This window comes from Streptomyces sp. NPDC000345 (genome assembly GCF_042898825.1).
Lineage (GTDB): Bacteria > Actinomycetota > Actinomycetes > Streptomycetales > Streptomycetaceae > Streptomyces.
This window is the reverse complement of the sequence record NZ_JBIAZE010000006.1, coordinates 40,260-60,803: the sequence shown is the minus strand read 5'-3', so window position 1 is coordinate 60,803 and position 20,544 is coordinate 40,260. Positions and strand designations below refer to the sequence as shown.

Annotated in this window: 16 protein-coding genes; 13 read left to right on the top strand and 3 right to left on the bottom strand. The window is 74.9% G+C overall.

The genetic code is table 11. The annotated features are described in order from the left end of the window. Window positions 1–134: 134 nt before the first annotated feature. Window positions 135–2,093, top strand: a complete 1,959-nt coding sequence (locus tag ACFY30_RS16010; RefSeq protein ID WP_390846119.1) for an ATP-binding protein — start codon at window positions 135–137, stop codon at window positions 2,091–2,093. Window positions 2,094–2,110: 17 nt separating this feature from the next. Here the strand turns inward: ACFY30_RS16010 and ACFY30_RS16005 are convergent, their stop codons facing one another. Both ACFY30_RS16005 and ACFY30_RS16000 read right to left on the bottom strand, forming a co-directional pair. Next, on the bottom strand, window positions 2,111–3,493 hold the full coding sequence (locus tag ACFY30_RS16005) for a ricin-type beta-trefoil lectin domain protein (RefSeq protein WP_390845798.1): 1,383 nt from the start codon (window positions 3,491–3,493) through the stop codon (window positions 2,111–2,113). 53 nt (window positions 3,494–3,546) lie between these two features. Next, window positions 3,547–4,977: a hydrolase gene (locus ACFY30_RS16000; RefSeq protein WP_390845797.1), complete on the bottom strand. Its 1,431-nt coding sequence runs from the start codon at window positions 4,975–4,977 to the stop codon at window positions 3,547–3,549. A 374-nt stretch (window positions 4,978–5,351) separates the two neighbouring features. On the opposite strand from ACFY30_RS16000, the gene ACFY30_RS15995 reads away from it, so the two are divergent. The 12 genes from ACFY30_RS15995 to ACFY30_RS15940 all read left to right on the top strand — a co-directional run bounded on the left by ACFY30_RS15995 (window position 5,352) and on the right by ACFY30_RS15940 (window position 19,665). Then, the gene (locus ACFY30_RS15995) at window positions 5,352–6,935 is read left to right on the top strand and encodes a phage tail sheath family protein (RefSeq protein WP_390845796.1); all 1,584 of its coding nucleotides are present in this window, start codon (window positions 5,352–5,354) and stop codon (window positions 6,933–6,935) included. A gap of 57 nt (window positions 6,936–6,992) precedes the next feature. Further along, entirely contained in the window at window positions 6,993–7,436 is a 444-nt protein-coding gene (locus ACFY30_RS15990) for a phage tail protein (protein WP_390659605.1), read from the top strand. Next, window positions 7,436–7,915 (top strand): hypothetical protein, encoded by a 480-nt coding sequence (locus ACFY30_RS15985; RefSeq protein WP_390845795.1) that lies wholly within the window; start codon window positions 7,436–7,438, stop codon window positions 7,913–7,915. Before ACFY30_RS15990 ends, ACFY30_RS15985 begins: the two co-directional genes overlap by 1 nt. Beyond that, entirely contained in the window at window positions 7,912–8,070 is a 159-nt protein-coding gene (locus ACFY30_RS15980; RefSeq protein WP_390659607.1) for a DUF6760 family protein, read from the top strand. The genes ACFY30_RS15985 and ACFY30_RS15980 overlap by 4 nt, the downstream gene beginning before the upstream one ends. Before the next feature lie 3,018 nt (window positions 8,071–11,088). Then, complete coding sequence (locus tag ACFY30_RS15975) at window positions 11,089–12,027, top strand: extensin (RefSeq protein ID WP_390845794.1); 939 nt, start codon at window positions 11,089–11,091, stop codon at window positions 12,025–12,027. A 30-nt stretch (window positions 12,028–12,057) separates the two neighbouring features. After that, window positions 12,058–12,483 carry a phage tail protein gene (locus ACFY30_RS15970; protein WP_390845793.1) on the top strand — a complete coding sequence of 142 codons (426 nt, stop codon included), beginning with the start codon at window positions 12,058–12,060 and terminating at the stop codon, window positions 12,481–12,483. Window positions 12,484–12,505: 22 nt separating this feature from the next. Beyond that, window positions 12,506–13,231, top strand: coding sequence for a tail protein X (locus tag ACFY30_RS15965; RefSeq protein WP_390659610.1), 726 nt, complete (start codon window positions 12,506–12,508; stop codon window positions 13,229–13,231). Next, entirely contained in the window at window positions 13,231–15,135 is a 1,905-nt protein-coding gene (locus tag ACFY30_RS15960) for a VgrG-related protein (RefSeq protein WP_390845792.1), read from the top strand. The genes ACFY30_RS15965 and ACFY30_RS15960 overlap by 1 nt, the downstream gene beginning before the upstream one ends. A gap of 34 nt (window positions 15,136–15,169) precedes the next feature. Further along, window positions 15,170–15,628: a GPW/gp25 family protein gene (locus ACFY30_RS15955; RefSeq protein WP_390659612.1), complete on the top strand. Its 459-nt coding sequence runs from the start codon at window positions 15,170–15,172 to the stop codon at window positions 15,626–15,628. After that, complete coding sequence (locus ACFY30_RS15950; RefSeq protein ID WP_390845791.1) at window positions 15,628–17,586, top strand: putative baseplate assembly protein; 1,959 nt, start codon at window positions 15,628–15,630, stop codon at window positions 17,584–17,586. Before ACFY30_RS15955 ends, ACFY30_RS15950 begins: the two co-directional genes overlap by 1 nt. A gap of 73 nt (window positions 17,587–17,659) precedes the next feature. After that, window positions 17,660–18,217 carry a phage tail protein gene (locus tag ACFY30_RS15945; protein ID WP_390845790.1) on the top strand — a complete coding sequence of 186 codons (558 nt, stop codon included), beginning with the start codon at window positions 17,660–17,662 and terminating at the stop codon, window positions 18,215–18,217. Beyond that, entirely contained in the window at window positions 18,214–19,665 is a 1,452-nt protein-coding gene (locus tag ACFY30_RS15940; protein ID WP_390845789.1) for an NADase-type glycan-binding domain-containing protein, read from the top strand. The genes ACFY30_RS15945 and ACFY30_RS15940 overlap by 4 nt, the downstream gene beginning before the upstream one ends. Before the next feature lie 126 nt (window positions 19,666–19,791). Here the strand turns inward: ACFY30_RS15940 and ACFY30_RS15935 are convergent, their stop codons facing one another. After that, window positions 19,792–20,283: a MarR family winged helix-turn-helix transcriptional regulator gene (locus ACFY30_RS15935; protein WP_390845788.1), complete on the bottom strand. Its 492-nt coding sequence runs from the start codon at window positions 20,281–20,283 to the stop codon at window positions 19,792–19,794. Window positions 20,284–20,544: the final 261 nt, after the last annotated feature.

The following is a 20,544-nucleotide window of genomic DNA, read 5'->3' as shown; positions in this document are numbered from 1 at the left end:
CCCCCTCCGGCCGCACCCCCGCCGCCGGCCGGACGGCCCCCGCCCACGGGAGCGCCCCCCACGCCGGGGACGGCCCCGCCGGCCGCACCGCCGCCGCCACCGACGGGACGAGCGCGCTGCTCAGCCGTCTGTCCGTGCTCCGTGAACGGGTCACCGCCCTCGTCGAGCACCGTGCCGCCGGAGACCCCACGGCAGCCGACCCGCTGCGCGGCCTGTACCTCTCCGAGGAGGCGGTACGGCACCTGCTGAGCCGGGAGCCGGTCCCCCCGGTGGGCGTCGTCCCCTCGAACCCGCCCGCAGACGACCGCGCGGACGGGTTCACGGACGGCCTCACCCCGACTCCCGGGGACCGCCTCGCCGCGCTCGCCGCCCGTCTCCCGCTCACCGGCCTCGACGTCGCCGTCCTCCTCGTCGCCCTGGCCCCCGACCTGGACCGCGCCTTCGAGCCGCTCTACGGCTACCTCAACGACGACGTCAGCAGGCGCCGGGCGACGACCGGCCTCGCCCTCGACCTGTGCGGGGCGCCCGCGCACCTCGCGCCGGCCCGCGCCCGTCTCCATGCCTCGGCCCCGCTGTGCGCGCTCGGGCTGCTGGAGGTCGAGGAGCCCGAACGCCCCTTCCTGTCCCGCTCGTTGCGGGTCCCCGACCGGGTGCTCGCCCATCTCCTCGGCGACGACACCCCGGACGCGTCCCTGCACGGCCATCTGCACCCGCTGCCGCGGCCCGTGCCAGCCGGGGCCTTCGCCCACCGGCTGGCCGAGCGCGTGGCGCACGGCCCGCTCACCGTCTACCTGCGCGAGCACCGCGAGGGCGACGGCCTCGCCGCCGTGGCCACCGCCCTGCACACGGCCGGCCTCGACGCCCTGCGCTTCACCGGTCCCGCCGACCACGTCCCCGGCCTCCTGCGGGAGGCCCGGCTGACCGGACGGGCCCTCGTCGTGTCCGGCCTGCCGGAACAGCCGGCCCCGCTCGTCGCCGCGCTGACCGCCGCACCGGACGTGACCGTCCTCCTCACCGACCCCCGCCCCTACGACCCCCACTGGTCCCCCGACGACCCCCTGGTGCTGGACGCCCCGCGTCGCGGGGCGGGCGGAACAGCCGTCTGGGAGAGCGAACTCGGGGCCGCCGGCACCGCCTTCGACCTGGCCGCCACCGTCGCCCCGTACCGCCTCGGCGGCGAGCGCGTCGCCCGGGCCGCGCACGCCGCCCGGGCCCTCGCCGCCTTCGAGGGCGGCCCCCTGACCGCCGACCACGTCCGCCTCGCCGCCCGTCAGCAGTCCGCGTCCGGCCTGGAGCGGCACGCCCGCCGGATCCGGCCCGACGTCGGCTGGACGGACCTCGTCCTGCCGGAGCGGCCGCTCGCCCAGCTCCACGAACTCGCCCTGCGCGCCCGCCACCGCGACCGTGTCCTCGGCGACTGGCGGCTCAGCGCGGGCGGCGGCCGGGGCCGGGGCGTCCTCGGCCTGTTCGCGGGCGAGTCCGGGACGGGAAAGACGCTGTCGGCCGAGGTCGTCGCCGCCGAACTCGGCCTCGACCTGTACGTCGTCCAGCTGTCCTCCGTCGTCGACAAATACGTCGGCGAGACCGAGAAGAACCTGGAGCGCATCTTCACCGAGGCCGACCGCACCGACGCCGTCCTGCTCTTCGACGAGGCCGACGCGGTCTTCGGCCGGCGCTCGGAGGTGAAGGACTCGCACGACCGGTACGCCAACATGGAGAGCGCCTACCTGCTGCAGCGCCTGGAGTCCTTCGACGGCATCGCGCTGCTCACCACCAACCTGCGCGCCAACATCGACGAGGCGTTCACCCGCCGCCTCGACCTGGTGATCGACTTCCCGTTCCCGGACCGGGAGCAGCGCCTCGCCCTGTGGCGGCACGGGCTGTCCCACGTGCCGCGCGCCGACGGCGTCGACCCGGCCCCGCTGGCCCGTGACTTCGAACTCGCCGGCGGCTCGATCCGCAGCGCGGTGGTCACCGCCGCCTACCTGGCCGCCGGACGGGGCGAGCCGGTCGGCGACGGCGACCTGCTGGAGGGGGCCCGCCGCGAGTACCGCAAGGCGGGCCGTCTGGTGCCGGGCGAGGCCAACTGGTAGGCCTCACCGGCCGTTCGCTACTCGACCCGCCACTTCTGGTTGGAAGTCCCCGAGCACGTCCACAGCTGGAGCTTCGCGCCGTTGCCGGTGCCGCTGTCCTTGACGTCCACGCACTTGTCGGCCTGCGGGTTGACGAGGTCACCGGCCTGGCTCAGCACGAACTGCTGGGCCGGGTTGCCGCTGCACCGCGCCAGCTGGATGACCGCGCCGTCGTCGCGCGAGCCCCAGGCGACGTCCATGCACATCCCGACGGAACGGACGGTGCCGTCGCTGCGGAAGTCCCACTTCTGGTTGGCGGAGCCCGCGCAGTCCCAGATCTGCAGCGGGGTGCCGTCCTTGCCCTTGCCGTCCTGGGCGTCGGTGACGTCGATGCAGCGGTCGGAGGCCTGCCCGATGATCACCTGGCCGGCCACCTCGGGCTCCTCCTCGTCGGAACCGCCGCCGCCCGAGCTGCCGGAACCGCCCGAACCGGACCCGGAGCCCGACCCGGACCCCGAACCCGATCCGCCGGTGTCGTCGTTCTGTGCCGGGGCGGAGGCCGCCGGCTGGTCGGGCAGCGCCTCGGCGGAGGAGTCGGTCCTGGGCGCCGACGGCGCGGACACGGACGGACTGGGCAGCGACGTGCTGCCGGCCTCCACGAGCCGCTCCTTGGCCGCGCTGGTCACGGTCGGCCGGTAGCTCAGCCAGATCATCACGAACGCGATCGCGAGGGCCATCGTGATACTCAGCGCGGTCGCCAGCCACCTCGGCAGGAACCCGCGCTGCACGAAGGTCCCGTCCACCGAGAGCGGCACCGCCCCCGACCGCTGCACGGACAGCGCGTACGGCCGCTGCTCCTTCGACCCGAACCAGATGATCTGCCGGGGCCGCAGCGTGGTGTCCACGAACGCCGCCCGGCCGGGCTCGATCTGCACGTTGCCCGGACGGAACTCGTACGACAGGTTGTCACCGATGTCCGCCCCCGCGACGGACGCGGTGACCCGGCTGTTGCCGAGGTTGTCGATCGCGAGCCGGGGACGGCCACGCAATCGCCCCTTCACGGTCGGCGGCACCAGCTCGGCCCGCACCTCCGTGAACGGGGTGATCGTCAGATTCCCCTCCGGCACCGTCACCGCGTCCGGATGCTCGGTCGGCGTGATCCGCACCGCGTACGGATTCGGCCCCGCCGCCGCGTCCGGCGTACGAGGAGGCGCGAACGTCAGCTCCACCGTCCCCGTCGTACCGGGATACAGCCGCAACGTCTGCGGCTCCACCACCGTCCAGGGCGCGACGGCCCCCACGGGCTCGAAACGGTACTCGTCGACGACGTCACCGGTGTTGCGCACCCGCAGCCGGACGGTCGCCCGGCTGCCGGGATCGACGGTCGCCGCCGCCGGCTCAAGAGAAGTCCACAGAGTCACCTCACGGGCCCTTTCGACAGATTCCTGGACTATGAGGCGCCGGTGCGGCCTCCTCATACGGTGAAGCGGACCGCCTCCAGCTGGAGCTTCCAGTCCATGGGGCTGCCGCCGTAGATCCACTTGTCCTTCGCGCCGGGGTCCGAACAGCCCACGCCGCGCCAGCCCTTGTCCTTGATGTGCGCGTTCTGGCAGACCGAACTGCCGTCCCCCAGCCCGATGGTGAAGCCCTGGAGCGGCGAGACCGCCTCCTTGAGGCTGCCGAGGTACATGTCGGCGCCGTCGGCCGCGCTCGACCACTTGGCGCCGGTCAGCCAGCCCTCGTTCACATGGGCGCCGTTGCCGTTGACGCCCTTGGTCCCCACCGTGGCGATGTTCAGTTCCTTGATCGGCAGGCCCTTGCCGGTCGTGCCCGCGATCGCGCCGTCGCACACCGGGTCCTGCCAGCCCCGGTCGGCGACATAGGCGCGGTAGCAGATGTGCCGGCCGTCGCTGCGCGCGGCCAGGGCCTGCACCGCGTCGGCGGCGGTCTGCTTCTTCGGCTTCGCGGTCGCGCCCGACGAGCTCCCGCCGCCACCGCCGCTTCCGCCGCCGCTCCCGCCGCCGGCCGAGTCCCCGCTCGTGTCCGGGACGTCCGCCACCGCGGGCGCGCTGGTCTTCGGCGCGGCCGGCGCGCTCTCGACCGGCGGCGAGGGGCTGGGCAGCGCGGTGCTCCCGGCTTCCTGGAGCTTCTCCGACGCGAGCGAGCGCACCTGCGGCTTGTACGCCAGCCAGATCATCACGAACGCGATCGCGAGGGCCATCGTGATGCTCAGCGCGGTCGCCAGCCACCTCGGCAGGAACCCGCGCTGCACGAACGTCCCGTCCACCTCCAGCGGCTGCGCCCCCGACCGGCGCACCGACAGGCTGTACGGATGCTCCTCCTTCGAGCCGAACCAGGTGATCTGCCGGGGCCGCAGCGTGGTGTTGACGAACACGGCCCGGCCGGGCTCGATCTGCACGTTGCCCGGCTGGAGTTCGTAGGAGAGCCGGTCGCCGTTGTCGCTCCCGCCGAGGGAGGCGGTGACCTTGGTGTTGCCGAGGTTGTCGATCGCGAGCCGGGGACGGCCACGCAATCGCCCCTTCACGGTCGGCGGCACCAGCTCGGCCCGCACCTCCGTGAACGGGGTGATCGTCAGATTCCCCTCCGGCACCGTCACCGCGTCCGGATGCTCGGTCGGCGTGATCCGCACCGCGTACGGATTCGGCCCCGCCGCCGCGTCCGGCGTACGAGGAGGCGCGAACGTCAGCTCCACCGTCCCCGTCGTACCGGGATACAGCCGCAACGTCTGCGGCTCCACCACCGTCCAGGGCGCGACGGCCCCCACGGGCTCGAAACGGTACTCGTCGACGACGTCACCGGTGTTGCGCACCCGCAGCCGGACGGTCGCCCGGCTGCCGGGATCGACGGTGACGGAGGCGGGTTCGAGGGAGGTCCACAGGCTCACGCACCGACGCTACGGTGTGGACGGCGAGCGAGGTCAGAGGCCAGGGGGCAGAGCGGGTGCCCGGCAGGACCGGACCGGCTTGCCCTCCCGGCCGGACGTGCCCCAGGGTCTGCCCCCGCGGCCCTGCCGCGCCCGCCGGCCGCACGGTAGAGAGGGGGATTCCCGGTCCCGGGCACCGTCCCGGCACGGCCGCGGCCGAGGCGTACCGGTGCCGCGGTGGCCGCGGCGGACGGTGTCCGCGCGCCGGACGCGGCCATGACTGCCCTCACGGGCAGCGAACGTGCCCCGCACCCTGCACCGAAGGCCGTTTCGGGTGACGCGCTTCGCGCGTGACGGTGAGAACGTCCTGACGCGTACCCCGAGGAGAGCACAGCATGCCGTCCTACCTGTCGCCCGGCGTATACGTCGAGGAGGTGGCCAGCGGCTCCCGCCCGATCGAGGGGGTGGGCACCTCGGTGGCGGCCTTCGTCGGGCTCGCTCCGACCGGCCCGCTCAACGAGCCGACCCTGGTGACCAACTGGACCCAGTACGTGGCGGCCTTCGGTGACTTCACCGACGGGTACTACCTGGCGCACTCCGTCTACGGCTTCTTCAACAACGGCGGTTCGGCGGCGTACGTCGTCCGGGTCGGCGGTTCCCCGGCCGGCGCGGCCGGAGACGCCAAGTCGCCCGCTGCCGTGAGCGGTTCGGCCGCCCCGGCCGCGCTTCCCGCCGGTGAGCCCCGCCAGCTCGGCACGTTCACCGTGACGGCCGTGGCGCCGGGCAACCTGAGCGTGGAGGTCGCGGACGCGGAGGGCGAGGGCCCCGCCGAGCGGTTCAAGCTCATCGTCAAGGACGGCGACCGGGCCGTGGAGACGTTCGACGTCTCCGCCAAGAAGGGCAACCGCTCCTACGTCGTCACCCAGGTCAAGGAGCGCTCCAAGCTCATCACCGTGGCCGAGGCCGCGCCGGCCGCGCAGCTGGCCCGTCCGGATAACCAGACGGTCGCGCTGCCCGCCGCCTCCGCCCCCGCCGCCCCCGCCGCCCCGGCCGCCGACGAGCCGGTGACCGTGGGACCCGCCCAGTACCTGGGCGACAGCGCCGACCGCACCGGCTTCGGCGGCCTGGAGGCCGTCGACGAGGTGTCCATGGTCGCCGTCCCCGACCTGATGGCCGCCTACCAGCGCGGCGCGATCGACCTGGAGGCCGTCAAGGCCGTCCAGCTGGGCCTGATCGCGCACTGCGAGCTGATGGGCGACCGCGTCGCGGTCATCGACCCGCCGCCGGGCCTCAACGCCCGCCAGATCCGCGTCTGGCGCCAGGAGACGGCCGGTTACGACTCCAAGTACGCGGCCCTGTACTACCCCTGGATCAAGTCCTTCGACCCGGCCAGCGGCCAGGCCCGGCTGATCCCGCCGAGCGGCCACGTGGCCGGTGTCTGGGCCCGCAACGACTCCGAGCGCGGTGTCCACAAGGCTCCGGCGAACGAGGTCGTCCGGGGCGCGGTGGACCTGGAGATCCAGATCACGCGCGGCGAGCAGGACCTGCTGAACCCGATCGGCGTCAACTGCATCCGGGCCTTCCCCGGCCGCGGGATCCGCGTCTGGGGCGCGCGGACGCTGTCCTCGGACCCGGCGTGGCGCTACCTCAACGTCCGCCGGTACTTCAACTACCTGGAGGAGTCGATCCTGATCGGCACCCAGTGGGTGGTGTTCGAGCCGAACGACCACGCCCTGTGGGCCCGGATCCGGCGCAACGTCTCCGCGTTCCTCGTCAACGAGTGGCGCGCGGGGGCCCTCTTCGGCGCCCGGCCCGAGGAGGCGTTCTACGTCAAGTGCGACGAGGAGACCAACCCGCCGGAGTCGGTCGACGTCGGCCGTGTGGTGTGCGAGATCGGCATCGCGCCGGTCAAGCCGGCCGAGTTCGTGATCTTCCGGCTGGCCCAGTTCTCGAGCGGCAGCGGGGAGCTGGAGGAGTAGTCCTCCGCCCCCTCTCCCGCAAGGCACTTGACCGCATTCGAAACGAGGAACTTCCAGATGAGTCTCCAGCCGGGTGACGCCCTTACTTCGCACAATTTCGGCCTGCAGATCGACGGCGTGATGGTCGAGTACCTCGCCGAGGTCAGCGGCCTCAGCCTCGAACAGGACGTCATCGAGTACCAGCAGGTCTCGGCGCAGGGCAAGCCGGTCACCAAGAAGCTGCCGGGCGTGAAGAAGGCGGGCACCTGCACGGTCGTGCGCGGTATGACCCAGTCCGCCGCGTTCAACCAGTGGATCACCGAGTCGATCAACGGCGTCATGGGCACGGCCCGCAAGAACGCCACGATCATGGTGATGGACTACCAGAACAACCCGGTCAAGCGGTACAACATGCGCAACGCCTGGTGCAGCAAGATCGACACCAGCACGGTGAAGGCGGGCGAGGCGTCCGCGCTGACCGAGACCGTGACGATCACGTTCGAAGAACTGGTCATCGAGTAATGCGGCGTACGGCTGTACGGGGGCCGGCGACGGGCGCGGAGCAGCCCCAGGAGGAGGCTCCGCTTCCGTCGGTGGCGCCCGCGCCCGCGCCGGCCCCGGTGCAGCAGCGCCTGCAGACGGAGTTCCCCTTCGAGCTGCCGCGCGGCTACGTCGACGAGGCGGGCACCGTCCACCGCGAGGGCGTGATGCGGCTGTCGACGGCGCGGGACGAACTGGTCCCGCTCCGGGACATCCGCGTCCAGGAGAACCCCGCGTACCTGTCGGTGGTCCTCCTGGGCCGGGTCATCACCCGCCTCGGCACCCTCCCGCTGGTCCACGACGGGGTGGTGGAGAACATGTTCGCCTCCGACCTGGCGTTCCTGCAGGACTTCTACCGCCAGATCAACGCCGAGGGCCACACCCGCGCCTCGGTGGAGTGCCCGCACTGCGCGGAGCCCTTCGAGGTGGAACTGGGCGGGAGCCGCCTGGGGGAATCGTGACGTACGCGACCGACCGACTGCACGAGGAGATCGCGTACGTCGCCTACCACTTCCACTGGTCCCTGGACGACATCCTGGACCTCGAACACCACGACCGCCGCCGCTGGACGGACCAGATCAGCTCCCTGGTGACCCGGGGCGGGACGGAGGGCTGAGGCGTGGGGCTTCTGGATCGGTTCCGGGGCGGCGGCCGAGGCGGCACGACCCCCGCGGCTGCGGGCACGGGCACGGGCGCTTCGGGCGCGGGTACGCCGGCGGAGGCGGGCGGCGGCGCGGGCGGTACCGGTACTCCGGCGGACGCGGGCGGCGTGCGCTCGGGTGCCGGTGCGGCCGGTGGCGGGACGGGCGTGCGGGCCGCGGCCGCGTGGCCGGGGCTGCCGCCCATCCAGCGGGCGGTGGCGGCCGGTACGCCGGCGACGGGTGTCGCCGACGCCCGGTTCGGCGGCCGCCTGGCCACCTGGCAGAACCCCAGCTTCACCAGCACGCGCTCACCCATGGTCCTGGACGGAACCGCGGGCGGCCGGCTGAGCAACCTGTCGGCCACGGCGCCTTCCCCCGCTTCCCCGGCGCCCGCACCGGCGGGCCCCGCCCCCTCGCGCCCGGCGCCCCCCGTGGTCCCGGTGCAGCCGGCGCCGCTGCGAGCGGGCCACGCACCGAGCTCGCCGGGGACGGCACCGGGCCGGACGCCGGGCGGGGCGGGGGTCGTACCGGGCGTGGCAGGGGGCATGCCGGGCATGGCGGGGCACGCGCCTCGCCGGACCGGCGTCGCGCCGGGCCCGACGGGAGCCGCACCGGCTCTTCCGGGGCTCGGACCGGCCTTCCCGGGAGCCGCGCCGGCCGCCCCGGGGGCCACACCGGCCTTCCCTGGAGCCGCGCCGGCCCTGCAACGGGCCGTACCGGCCGTGCCGGGACGCGCTGCCGGCCTTCCCGGGGCCGTGCCCGCCATGCCGGGCACCGCACCCAGCCTGCCCGGAGCCGCGTCGATGCCGCCGAGGGGCGCGTCGACCCCGCCGAGGGGCGCCTCCTCCTTGCCGGGGGCGGTGCCGACCGCTGCGGGCGCCGCACCCGTCGTGCAGCGCGCCGTGTCAGCGCTACCGGGCCGGGCCTCCGCCCTGCCCGGGCTCAAGACCGCCCTGCCGGGGACGGCACCTGCTCCACGGAGGCTCACCGCCCTGCCCGGAGCCACAGCCGCCGTGCCGGGTGCAGCGACCGCCGCGCCCGCACCCGCGTCCACTTTGCCGGGGACCGGACCCGCTCTGCCGGGGGCCGCGGCAACCGGGCCGGGCCTCCCCGGGGCCGGGCCGGGCCTGCCGGAAGCGGGGCCGGGTCTCCCCGGAGGCCTGCCCGTCGTACAGCGGGCGTCTTCGGCACTGCCGGGTGCAGCGACCGCACCGCCCCGGCCCACGACCGCCCTGCCGGTGACCGCGTCGACCCTGCCGGGAACCGGCCCCGCCCGGCCCGGAGCCGCGTCCACCCCGCCGGGTGCAGCGACCGCCCCGCCGCAGACCGGGGCGGGTCTCCCCGGGACCGGGACGGCCCTGCCGGGAGCGGGGCCGGGTCTCCCCGGAGGCCTGCCCGGCATGCAGCGAGCTTCGTCGACCCTGCCGGGTGCGGCGCCCGCACGCCCGACCGCCCAGCCGGGACCTGCGGCAACCGGACCGGCCCTTCCCGGAACCGTGCCCCCCGTCCAGCGAGCCACCTCGGCCGTAGCACCCACCAGCGCCCTGCCGGGACCTGCGGCAAGCGGACCGGCCCTTCCCGGGACCGGACCGGGTCTCCCCGCAGCCGTGCCCGGCGTGCAGCGAGCCGCTTCGGCCCTGCCGGATGCAGCGCCCGCACCCACCACCGCCCTGCCGGGAACCGCGTCCACCCCGCCGGGAATCGCATCCACCCCGCCGGGAACCGGCCCCGCCCGGCCCGCAGCCGCGTCCACCCCACCGGGTGCAGCGACCGCCCCGCCGCACGCCGGACCGGCACTCCCCGGGACCGGGACGGCCCTGCCGGGAGCGGGACCGGGACGCCCCGCAGCCGTGCCCGTCGTACAGCGAGCCGCTTCGGCCCTGCCGGATGCAGCGCCCGCACCCACCACCGCCCTGCCGGGAACCGCGTCCACCCCGCCGGGAATCGCATCCACCCCGCCGGGAACCGGCCCCGCCCGGCCCGCAGCCGCGTCCACCCCACCGGGTGCAGCGACCGCCCCGCCGCAGACCGGGGCGAGTCTCCCCGGGACCGGGACGGCCCTGCCGGGAGCGGGACCTGCACGCCCCGCAGCCGTGCCCGGCGTGCAGCGAGCCGCTTCGGCCGGGCCGGGGCCTTCCCCGGTCCTGCCCGGAGCGCTCTCCGCGCGTCCCGGCATGCCGTCGGCTCCGTCGCTGTCCACGCCGTCGCGGCCGGCCCGGTCACCGAGCTCGCCGACGGCCTCGCTCCCGGCCCGGCCGGAAGCCGCCCCGCCGGTGGCCGCACCGTCGCGCCCGGCCGCTTCGCCCGCAGCCCGCCCGGTCGCGCAGCGGCGCCCCGTGGAGCCCGTGCACCCGCCGGCGCCCACCCCGGCGCGGGGTATCCGTGTGGCCCCGGCCGCACCGCGTACGGCGGTGCCCGCCGTCCCTCTGACCAGGTCGGCCCCGGCCCCGGTGCAGCGGCGTACGCTGCCCGCCCGGCTCCCGTCCGCCCCGACCGCACCGGCTCCGGCCGCGCCCCGGAGCACGGAAGCCGACGGCGAGCGGCAGGCGTCCGGCAAGGAACCCGCGCCGGGTCCGGAGGCGGTGGCCGCCCCGGTCTCCCCACCGGAAGCGGCCGGCGGGCACCCCCTCCAGCGGTCGGTGTCCACGCCCGCGTCCACCCCGCCCGCGGCCGGACACCCGGCCCGGCGGACGGTTTCGCGTACGCCGGACCGCGCGTCCGCGCCCGCGCCCACACCCCCGGCGTCCGTCGCCCCACCGCAGGCCCGGCACCAGGACACCCTCCCGGGCACCGCCGACCGCGCCGCCGCCTCCGCGCCCCCGGCAGCCGGCCCCGCGCACCCCGTCCAGCGAGCCCTGCCGTCCCGCCAGAACTCCGGCACGTCCACGCCCCCGCAAGCCACCCCGCCCGCCGCACCCGGGCATCAGCACGCCCGTACGCACAACGCGGCCACGGCGCACACCACCGGCACACCGGGCCCCGTAACACCACCCGTGCCCGAGCCCGCGCCCTTCGACGCGCCCACGCCCGTGACGCCCCCCGGCCCCGCCCTCCAGCGGGCCACCCCCGTCGGGGCTCCCACCCGTGCGGCCGGCCCGGCCCCCGTGCAGCGGTCCGTGCGCGGCCGCCGGAGCGACGCGGCGCCGGCCGGCCCCGCCTCCGGTGCCCCCGCCCCCACCGTGTCCGCCCGCCCCCGTACAGGCCTGGGCGCCCCCCTCAAGGCGGCACCCGCCGTCCAGCGCGCGCCGCAGCCCCCCGCGCGCCCCGTCCTCGGGGCACCCCTCCCCGCCCGCCCCGCGGACGCCGCCCCGCTCGACCGCGCACCCGCACCCCCCGGCAGCACCGTCCCCGCACCGCGGTCGGCGCCGACCGCCCCTGCGCCGGCGGTGGTTCAGCGCGCCGTGGCGCAGCCCGTGGCGCCGCCGCCCGCGCAGTCGGCGCCGCTTCCCGCCCCCGTCCAGCGCCGCGCGGTCACCGCCCCCGTACCGCTGCGCCGCACCGCCCCCGGCACGGATTCCGTGCCCGTGGTCCAGCCCCGTACCGCCGCCCTCGGCGCCCCGCCCCTCCCGACGCGCGGCCCGGCACCCCAAACCCCCACGAGCGCGCCCCCGTTGCCCGCGCCGGCACCGCTCCCCGCCCCCACGCCCCCGCCCGCGGCCACCCCGGCCGTCCAACGACGCGAGGCCCCCGCGCCTCCGGCCGTGCCCCGGACGCCTCAGAAGCCGCCCCCCACCGCCACCGCCCGTGCCGACGCCGGCCCGGGTTCCACCCCCGACGCGACCCCGCCTCCCCCCTTCGACCCCCGCGCCCTCACCGACTTCCAGCTGGACGAACTGACCCACCGCCTCACCGGCCGGATCACCCGCCTCCTGCGCACCGAACTCCGCCTGGACCGCGAACGAATCGGCAGACTCCGCGACCCCCGCCACTGAGCGGCGCCCCCAGAAAGGCCAGACCCCTCGATGTCCCGCGATCTCGACCCGGGCTCCACCATCTTCTTCACCCTGACCATCGACGGCGAGAGCCTCGGTTACTTCAACGGGTGCGAGGGACTGTCCTCCCAGGTGGAGATCGAGCACCGCCAGGAGGGCGGCAACAACGGCTTCGTGTGGGCGCTCCCCTCCCGCGTCACGTTCTCCAACATCCGCCTGACCCGGCCCCTCACCCCGGACACCGCCAAGGTGGCCAAGTGGATCTCCTCGATCACCACCGGGGTGACCCGCCCCACCGCGCAGATCGCGGCCCTGCGGGCCGACGGCTCGGAGGTGGCCCGCTGGGGCCTGATCGACGTACTGCCGGTGAGCTGGCAGGGCCCCTCCCTGGACCCCGCGAACCCGGGCGTCGCCACGGAGGTCCTGGAGATCACCCACCACGGTTTCACCGACTAGGCCGGGAGCGAGGACACACATCATGGCCAAGGGCAGCAGGAGCGGAGCGGGCAAGAGCCTGGTCCGCGCGACCCTCTCGATCCACGAACCGCCGGTCGGCACCAGCACCACACCGGGCGGGCTGCGGAAATCCTTCGCGTTCGAGTTCAACCCGGCCCAGCTCCAGGTGGCCCGCCGGGCGCTGTGGAAGGTGACCCCCACGGCCGCCGTCCGCGACGGCTCCAAGCCGGAGTTCATGGGCCCGGAGCCGCGCGAGATGAGCGTGGAGATCTTCCTGGACTCCTCCGACCAGCCGGACAGCAACACCGTCATGCAGAAGGTGGAGGCGCTGTTCGACTGCTGCGAGGTCACCACCGGCAGCATCGCGGCCAACCAGCCCTCGCCGCCCTGGGTGGTCTTCCAGTGGGGCTCCTTCTCCACCGTGCACTTCACGGCCTACGTCAGCAGTGTCGACGTCACCTACTCCCTCTTCGGCACCACCGGCGTCCCCATCCGCGCGACCTGCCAGGTGCGGCTGCACGAGATCCCCAGCAAGACCAAGGGCCAGAACCCGACCTCCGGCGCGCTGACCGCCCAGCGCGTCCACCGGGTGGTGGCGGGCGACTCGCTGCAGTCGCTGGCCTGGCGCGAGTACGGCGACACGGCCGCCTGGCGGACCATCGCCGAGGCCAACGGCATCGACGACCCCACCCGGCTGCCCACCGGCATCGAGCTCATCCTCCCGTCCGCCGGGGAGGTGCGTGCCTGATGGTGGCGACCGCGTTCTCCAGCATCATCAAGGTCACCCTGGGCGGCAGCCCGCTCCCGCCCGACTTCGCCCCACTGCTCGTGGAGGGCTGGGTGGACCAGGGGCTCGGCGTGCCCGCCTCCTTCCGGCTGACCTTCCGCGACCCCTACCGGCTCGTCCTCGGCAAGCTGGGCGTCAAGTTCGGCACCCCGGTCGTCCTCACCCCCGTCGCCGACGGCCAGGGCGCCGGCGACCCCCTGCTCACCGGCGAGGTCTGCGGCCTGGAGGCCGACTACGACGGCACCGGCTCCTTCACCGTCGTCCGGGGCTACGACGCCGGCCACCGCCTGATGCGCCAGCGCCGGATCGCCGCGTACCGCAACCAGAGCGCCTCCGACATCGCACGCAAGCTGGCCGCCCAGGCCGGCGTGCCCGTGGGGAAGATCCAGTCCACCAAGACCGTCTACGAGTTCATCAGCCAGGCCAACGTGACCGACTGGGACTTCCTCGCCCGCCTCGCCGACGAGAACGAGATGGTCATGTCGGTCGACGCCAAGGGCAAGTTCCAGTTCGTCAAGCCCGACCCCGCCACCGGGGCGCCGCCGACCTCCACTCCCGGCGAGAAGAGCCCCTTCGTCCTCGAGGCCGGCACCGACATCCTGCGGCTGCGCGCCGCCGTCACCTCCGCCGAGCAGGTCGCCTATGTCGAGGCCCGCGGCTGGGACGTCACCACCAAGAAGGCGCTGACCGCCACCGCGCCCGCCACCACCAACCCCGGCATCAAGATCGGAACGACCCCCGGCGAGGCCGCCGCCAAGTTCAAGCCCACCAGACTGGTCGACGCGCAGACGCCGTACGACCGGCAGTCGGAGGTGAGGTTCGCCGCCGAGGCCCTCGCCGACGACGTCACCGGCTCCTTCGCCGAGCTGGAGGTCATCGCGCGCGGCACCCCGAAGCTCCGCCCGGGGCTGCCCGTCACCCTCGCCGACGTCGGGGCGCCCTTCGAGGGCAAGTACACCGCCACCTCCGTCCGTCACGTGTTCGGCGACGGCAAGCACTACGAGGCCTGGGTGACCGTCAGCGGCCGCCAGTGGCGGTCCCTGTACGGCCTCGCCTCCGGCGGCGGCGCGCAGAACGGCCTCAGCCTGCCCGGCACCACCAACGCCCTCGTCACCGACATCCAGGACCCCCTGAAGCAGGGCCGGGTGAAGCTGCAGTTCCCCTGGCTCGACGACGTCTACATCAGCGACTGGACGCGGGTCATGCAGTGGGGCGGCAAGGACGGCGGGTCGATCTTCCCGCTCGACGTCGGCGACGAGGTGCTCGTCGCCTTCGACCGGGGCGCCCTGGACCACCCGTACGTCATCGGCGGCCTCTACAACGGCAAGGACAAGCCGACCCCGGTGAAGGACGTGCCGCTGCACGACGGCGCCCGCCGACGCGCCGCCCGGCACACCCTCTCCGACCGCGACGGCAACCGCGTCGACCTGCTCAGCCAGAAGACCGGCGGCCGCAAGCAGGGCGTCCGGGTCACCTCCGGCGACGACAGGCTCGTCATCAACCTGGACCGTACGAAGACGGAGATCACCGTCGACAGCAAGGGCACCGTGAAGATCACCGGCAGCCGTTCGGTGTCCGTCGAGGCCGGCACCGAACTCACGCTCAGCGCGGGCCGCAAGCTCACCATCAAGAGCGGCGGCCTGCTCGACATCCGCGGCACCGGCCCGGTCAACGTCAAGTCGCTGTCCAGCGTCGTGTCCGTGGACGCGATGGGGGCGCTGAGCCTCAAGGCGGGCGGCGCCGCGACCCTCAGCGCGGGCGGCACCATCCAGGTCAACGCCACCGCCAATGTCGGCATCCGGGCCGCCACGCTCCTGCTCCAGGGCGTCGTGATGGTCAACAACAAGCCGTATCCGATCCCGTGAGGGCCGGGCACTTCCTCAGGAGGGTGGCCGTCTGATGGCCGAACAGTTCGTCGGGTCGGGCTGGGCGTTTCCGCTGCGCATCGGCCCCACCGGAGGCATCGCCCTGGTCAGCGGCGAGCGCGAGATCGAGGAGGCGATCCGGCTGATCCTCGCCACCGCGCCGGGCGAGCGCCCCATGCGCCCGGAGTTCGGCTGCGCCATCCACGACCTGGTGTTCGCCCCGGTCAACGAGGCGACGGCCGGCCGTATCCAGCACGAGGTGTACACCAGCCTGGACCGCTGGGAGCCGCGCATCGAGGTCAACGACGTCGAGGTCACGGCCGGTGGCGAGCAGGGCGTGCTGTGGATCGACGTCCGCTACTCCATCCGCGGGACCAACAACCCGCGCAGTCTCGTCTTCCCCTTCTACGTCATTCCGTCCCACGACGAGCCGGACTCCTCCGGTCCGGCACCCGGCCCGGTCTCCGGTCCGGCTCCTGAAAGCGACCGCTGATGGCCCTGCCCTCCCCCAACCTGGACGACCGCCGCTTCCAGCAGTTCGTCGACGACGCCAAGCGCTACATCCAGCAGCGCGCGCCGGAGTGGACCGACCACAACGTCTCCGACCCGGGCGTCACGCTCGTCGAGACGGTCGCCCACATGGCCGACCAGATCGTCTACCGCCTCAACCGGGTCCCGGACAAGAACCACCTGGCCTTCCTGGACCTGGTCGGCATCCGGCTCTTCCCGCCGTCGGCGGCCCGCACGGACGTCACCTTCTGGCTGTCCGCGCCCCAGGAGGAGACGGTCCTGCTGCCGACCGGCACCGAGGTGGCCACGGTCCGGACGGAGAGCGAGGAGGCGGTCGTCTTCGCGACCGAACGCGAACTCGCCGTCGTACCGAGCGCGTTGGCCCATCTGGTCGTCCAGCACCAGGGCGAGCCGGTCACCGACGTCACCACCGACCTCGCCGAGGGCAAGGACGTGCTGTGCTTCGCCGAGGCCCCGGCCCCGGGCGACTGCATGCTCCTCGGCCTGAGTGCGGCCGTCCCGCACTGCGCCGTGGCCCTGGAACTCGACAGCCGCGTCGACGGCGTCGGTGTCGACCCCCGCCAGCCGCCCCTGGTCTGGGAGGCGTGGACGGAGGACGGCTGGCAGCCCTGCGAGGTCGACCGCGACGGCACCGGCGGCCTCAACCGCCCCGGCGAGGTCGTCCTGCACGTCCCGGGCGGGCACGTCCTGTCCCGCTCCGGCGGCCAGGAGGCCGGCTGGCTGCGCTGCCGCGTCACCGAACCCCTGCCCGGCCAGCCCTTCTACACCCTGTCGCCCACCGTCCGCTCCGCCGAGGCGTTCACGGTCGGCGGCACCGCCCCCGCCGTGCACGCCGAGACGGTGTACGACGAGGCGCTCGGCGAGTCGACGGGTCTGCCCGGCCAGCGCCTGCGCCTGGCCCACGCCCCGGTGGTCGGCGACGACCCGCCCCTCCTCCTGCAGACCGCCGAGCACGAGGGCTGGGCCGACTGGCAGGTGGTCCCCCACTTCGCCGCCTCCGGCCCCGACGACCGTCATGTCACCCTCGACGCGGCCACCGGCGAGATCGCCTTCGGCCCGTCCGTCCGTGAGCCCGACGGCACCCTGCGGCAGTACGGCGCCGTGGCGCCCAAGGGCGCGGTCGTCCGGGCCCGCCGCTACCGCACGGGCGGCGGCCGGGCCGGCAACGTGGCGCGCGGCGCCGTCCAGGTCCTGCGCACCTCCGTGCCGTACGTCTCCGAGGTCGTCAACCGGGAGGCCGCGCGCGGCGGGGTCGACGGCGAGACGGTGGAGGAGGCGAAGCTCCGGGCGCCGATCACCCTGCGCGCCCAGGAGCGGGCGGTGACCCTGCGCGACTACGAGGAGCTGGCGCGCCGCGCGGCCCCCGAGACGGCCCGCATCACCTGCCTGGAGGGCGAGCCCGACGAGCACGGCTCGTACGCGGTACGGGTGCTGGTGGTCCCGCAGGCGGTCCCGGACCCCGGCGGCCGCCTCCGCTTCGAGCAACTGGTGCCCGGCGACGCCCTGCTGGACCGCATCATGCGGCACCTGGACGAACGCCGCCTGATCGGTACGAGGCTGGCGGTGGGCCCCCCGTACTACCAGGGCGTGACGGTGGTCGCGACGGTGCACGCCTTCCGCGGCGTCGACACCGACCGGGTCCGCCGCCAGGCCCACGACGCGCTGTACCGCCACCTCGACCCGCTGACCGGCGGCGCGGACGGGAAGGGCTGGCCGTTCGGCCGCCCGGTGCAGTCGGGCGAGGTCTTCGCCGTGCTGCAGCGCGTGCCGGGGGTGGAGCTGGTCGACCAGGTCATCCTGCACCCCGCCGACCCCCTGACCGGCAAGCGCGGCGAGGCGACCGACCGCATCGACCTGGCGGCGCCGGCCCTGGTGTTCTCGTACGACCACCGGGTGCGCGTGATCGGGGACGGCGCGTGAGGGGGCGCTCCGCCGGCCGGCCCGGCCCCGCGTTCCCGGGGCGCGCCGTCCCGCGCCGGGAAGGAGGCAGCCGATGAGGGGCTCCGTCGACGGGCTCGGCTCGTCCGCGCCGATCGGCGCGATGCTGCCCGCCGTGTTCGCGGACGACGACCTCGCGCAGCGCTTCGTCGCCGGCCTGGACGAGGTCATGGCGCCGATCCTCAACGTCCTGGACTGTCTGCCCTCCTACTTCGACCCGGCCCTCGCCCCCGTCGACTTCACCCGCTGGCTGTCGGGCTGGGTCGGCGCGGAGACCGACGGCACGGAACCGGAGCCGAGGCTGCGGGCCGCCGTCGCCGCTGCCGCGTATCTGCACCGGGTGCGCGGCACCCGCCGGGGCCTGTCCGAGGCGATCCGGCTGGCGTTCGGCGTGGAGCCGGAGATCGAGGAGAGCGGCGGCTCGGCGTGGAGCGCCCGCCCCCTCGGCCCCTTCCCCGGCGACCACCGCCCGCATCTCCACGTCACGCTCCGCCTGCCGGACCCCCGCCCGGCGGACGCACACCGTCTGGACGCCCTCGTGGCCGCCGCCCGCCCCGCCCACATGCCCTACACGGTCAAGGTGACCGTCGCCGAAAGGATCCCGGAGAGATGACCACCCAGAACTGCGCCGAGTGCGGCACCCGGGCGGAACCCGGCCAGTCCTTCTGCGACGCGTGCGGAGCCGTGCTGAGCTGGACGGACCGCACCCCGGCGCGGGCCGGGACGGGAGCGGGGACGGCCTCGTCCGCCGGAACCGCGCCGTCCGCCGGCGCGGGCACGGGCTCCGGGTCCGCCGGCGCCCCCGCCGCCTCGTCCGCCGGAACCGCGCCGTCCGCCGGCGCGGGCACGGGCTCCGGGTCCGCCGGCGCCCCCGCCGCCTCGTCCGCGTCCGCCCCGGCCCCCGGCGCGGAGCGCCCCGACCCGGCCGCGGCCTCCCGTACGACGTCCTCCACCGCCCCGTCGGCGGCACCGCAGACCTCGGCGCGCGCCCGCGACGAGGACCGGGCCTCCGAGCCGCCGGCGGCCGACGACCACCGCACCGAGGACGACGGGGACGACGAGGACACCACCGAGACCCCTCTCCCGGCGCTCCCCCCGACGACGGCCACGGCCGCCGACGACGACGGGACGGCGCCCACCACACCGGCCCCCGCCCTCGGCGACACGATGGCGGCCCGGGCCCGTTCCCTCCTCGTCCCCGTCGTCGAACCGGAGGAGCCCGCGCCCGCCGCGCCGCCCTCCGTCGCGCCGGTGCTGCCGGGCGTCCCGGTGGCGGACCGGCCGCAGGTCCGCGCGCCCGGACCGGTCCAGGGCGAGGAGAACGGCGTCGCCTGCCCCTGGTGCGCCACGCCGAACCGGCCCGACCGGCACTACTGCACGCGCTGCGCGATGCCCATGACCCTGGAGGACCGCTCCTCGGTCCGGCTCCCGTGGTGGCGGCGTCTGTTCGGCCGCGGCGAGACCCCCTGGGCCGGGGACCGCCCGCGTCTGCGCCGCACCTTCGACCGCATCGTCACCTGGGTGATGGCCGCGGTCGTCCTCACCCTCCTGATCGTCGCCGGCGTGAACGCCCCGGCCGCCGTGCAGGCCACCAAGGACCACTTCGCGAAGCGGGCGGCGGTCTCACCGGACACGTTCGCGGCGTCCCGCTCGTACCCCGGTCACAAGCCGGACCTGGCCTTCGACAAGATCAACAACAGCTGGTGGGGGCCGGGGGTCTCGCAGTCGGGCGAGGGCGAGTGGATCGAGGCCCGCTTCAGCGAGCCGACCCGCCTGCTCGACCTGATGATCACCTCCGGCACCTCGACCCGCCCCGACCAGCTCACCGAGTCGGCCCTGCCGCACCGCGTCAAGGCGACGATCACCCTGAAGGACGGCACGACCACGACCCGCGAACTCGTCCTCGACCAGCAGGCGGGCGGCCAGCGCCGCGCCTTCCGCGTCGGCGAGGTCACCAAGGTCCGCTTCACGATCGAGTCGGCGTACGGCGCCTCCGCGAGCAAGCAGGTGGCGATCGCCGAGATCGAGTTCTTCGGCCCGTCCCACGCGAACGCGTCCTGACGACGGGTCACGGCCGGCCGCGAAGAGGACGACGCGGCCGGCCGTGACCCCTCCGGCGTGATCCGCCCGCCTCATGACCTCTGATGCCCCGGACACGACCGGCCCCGCGCCCCGGTCGTGCACGTGTCAGGGGTGCTCTGCCGGGGTTTCCGTGTGGGCCACGAAGTCCGCCACCAGGCGTTCGAAGAGCTGGGCCAGCTGGTGGAGTTCGGCGGGCGGCCAGTCCGCCAGGGCCGCCTGCATGCCCAGTTGGCCCGCGTCCCGGATGCGGTGCACGGCGGTGCGGCCGCGGGCGGTGAGGCGGATCAGCCGGGCGCGGCGGTCGTCCGGGTCGGGGACGCGGGTGACGTAGCCGGACTTCTCCAACTGGCCGAGCTGGCGGGTGACATGGGACGCCTCCACGGAGAGGCGTACCGCCAGCACGCCGGGGCGCAGCAGTTCGTCCTCGGCCAGGTGGCGCAGGATCGCCACCGCGGCCCGGTCCAGCGGGAGTCCGGCGAGCGCCATGAGCCGCTCGTGCCGGCGGGCGCGTCCGGCCAGGTAGGTGATGCGGGTGAGGGACCGCTCGATCGCGATCACATCCGCGGGGACCCGGGAGGCCGGTGGCGGTGGGGACATTACCCCACAGTACAGATGCTTGCTTCACTCAAGCAATAAGGACGCGAGGGACACAGCGGGAAAAGCGACGAGTCCCACCCCGCCTGACACGGGATGGGACTCGTCGAAGAGGAGCGCCGGGCAGGCCTTGCACCTGCATCTCCCCGCAGGAAGCGGGGCGTCTTTCCTTGGACCACCAACGCAGAGGTCGTTCACCGTTTTTGCTTCCCGGTGACCGGCTCGAGATCAACTTTACCCCATCCGAGGACCACCTGTGCACCA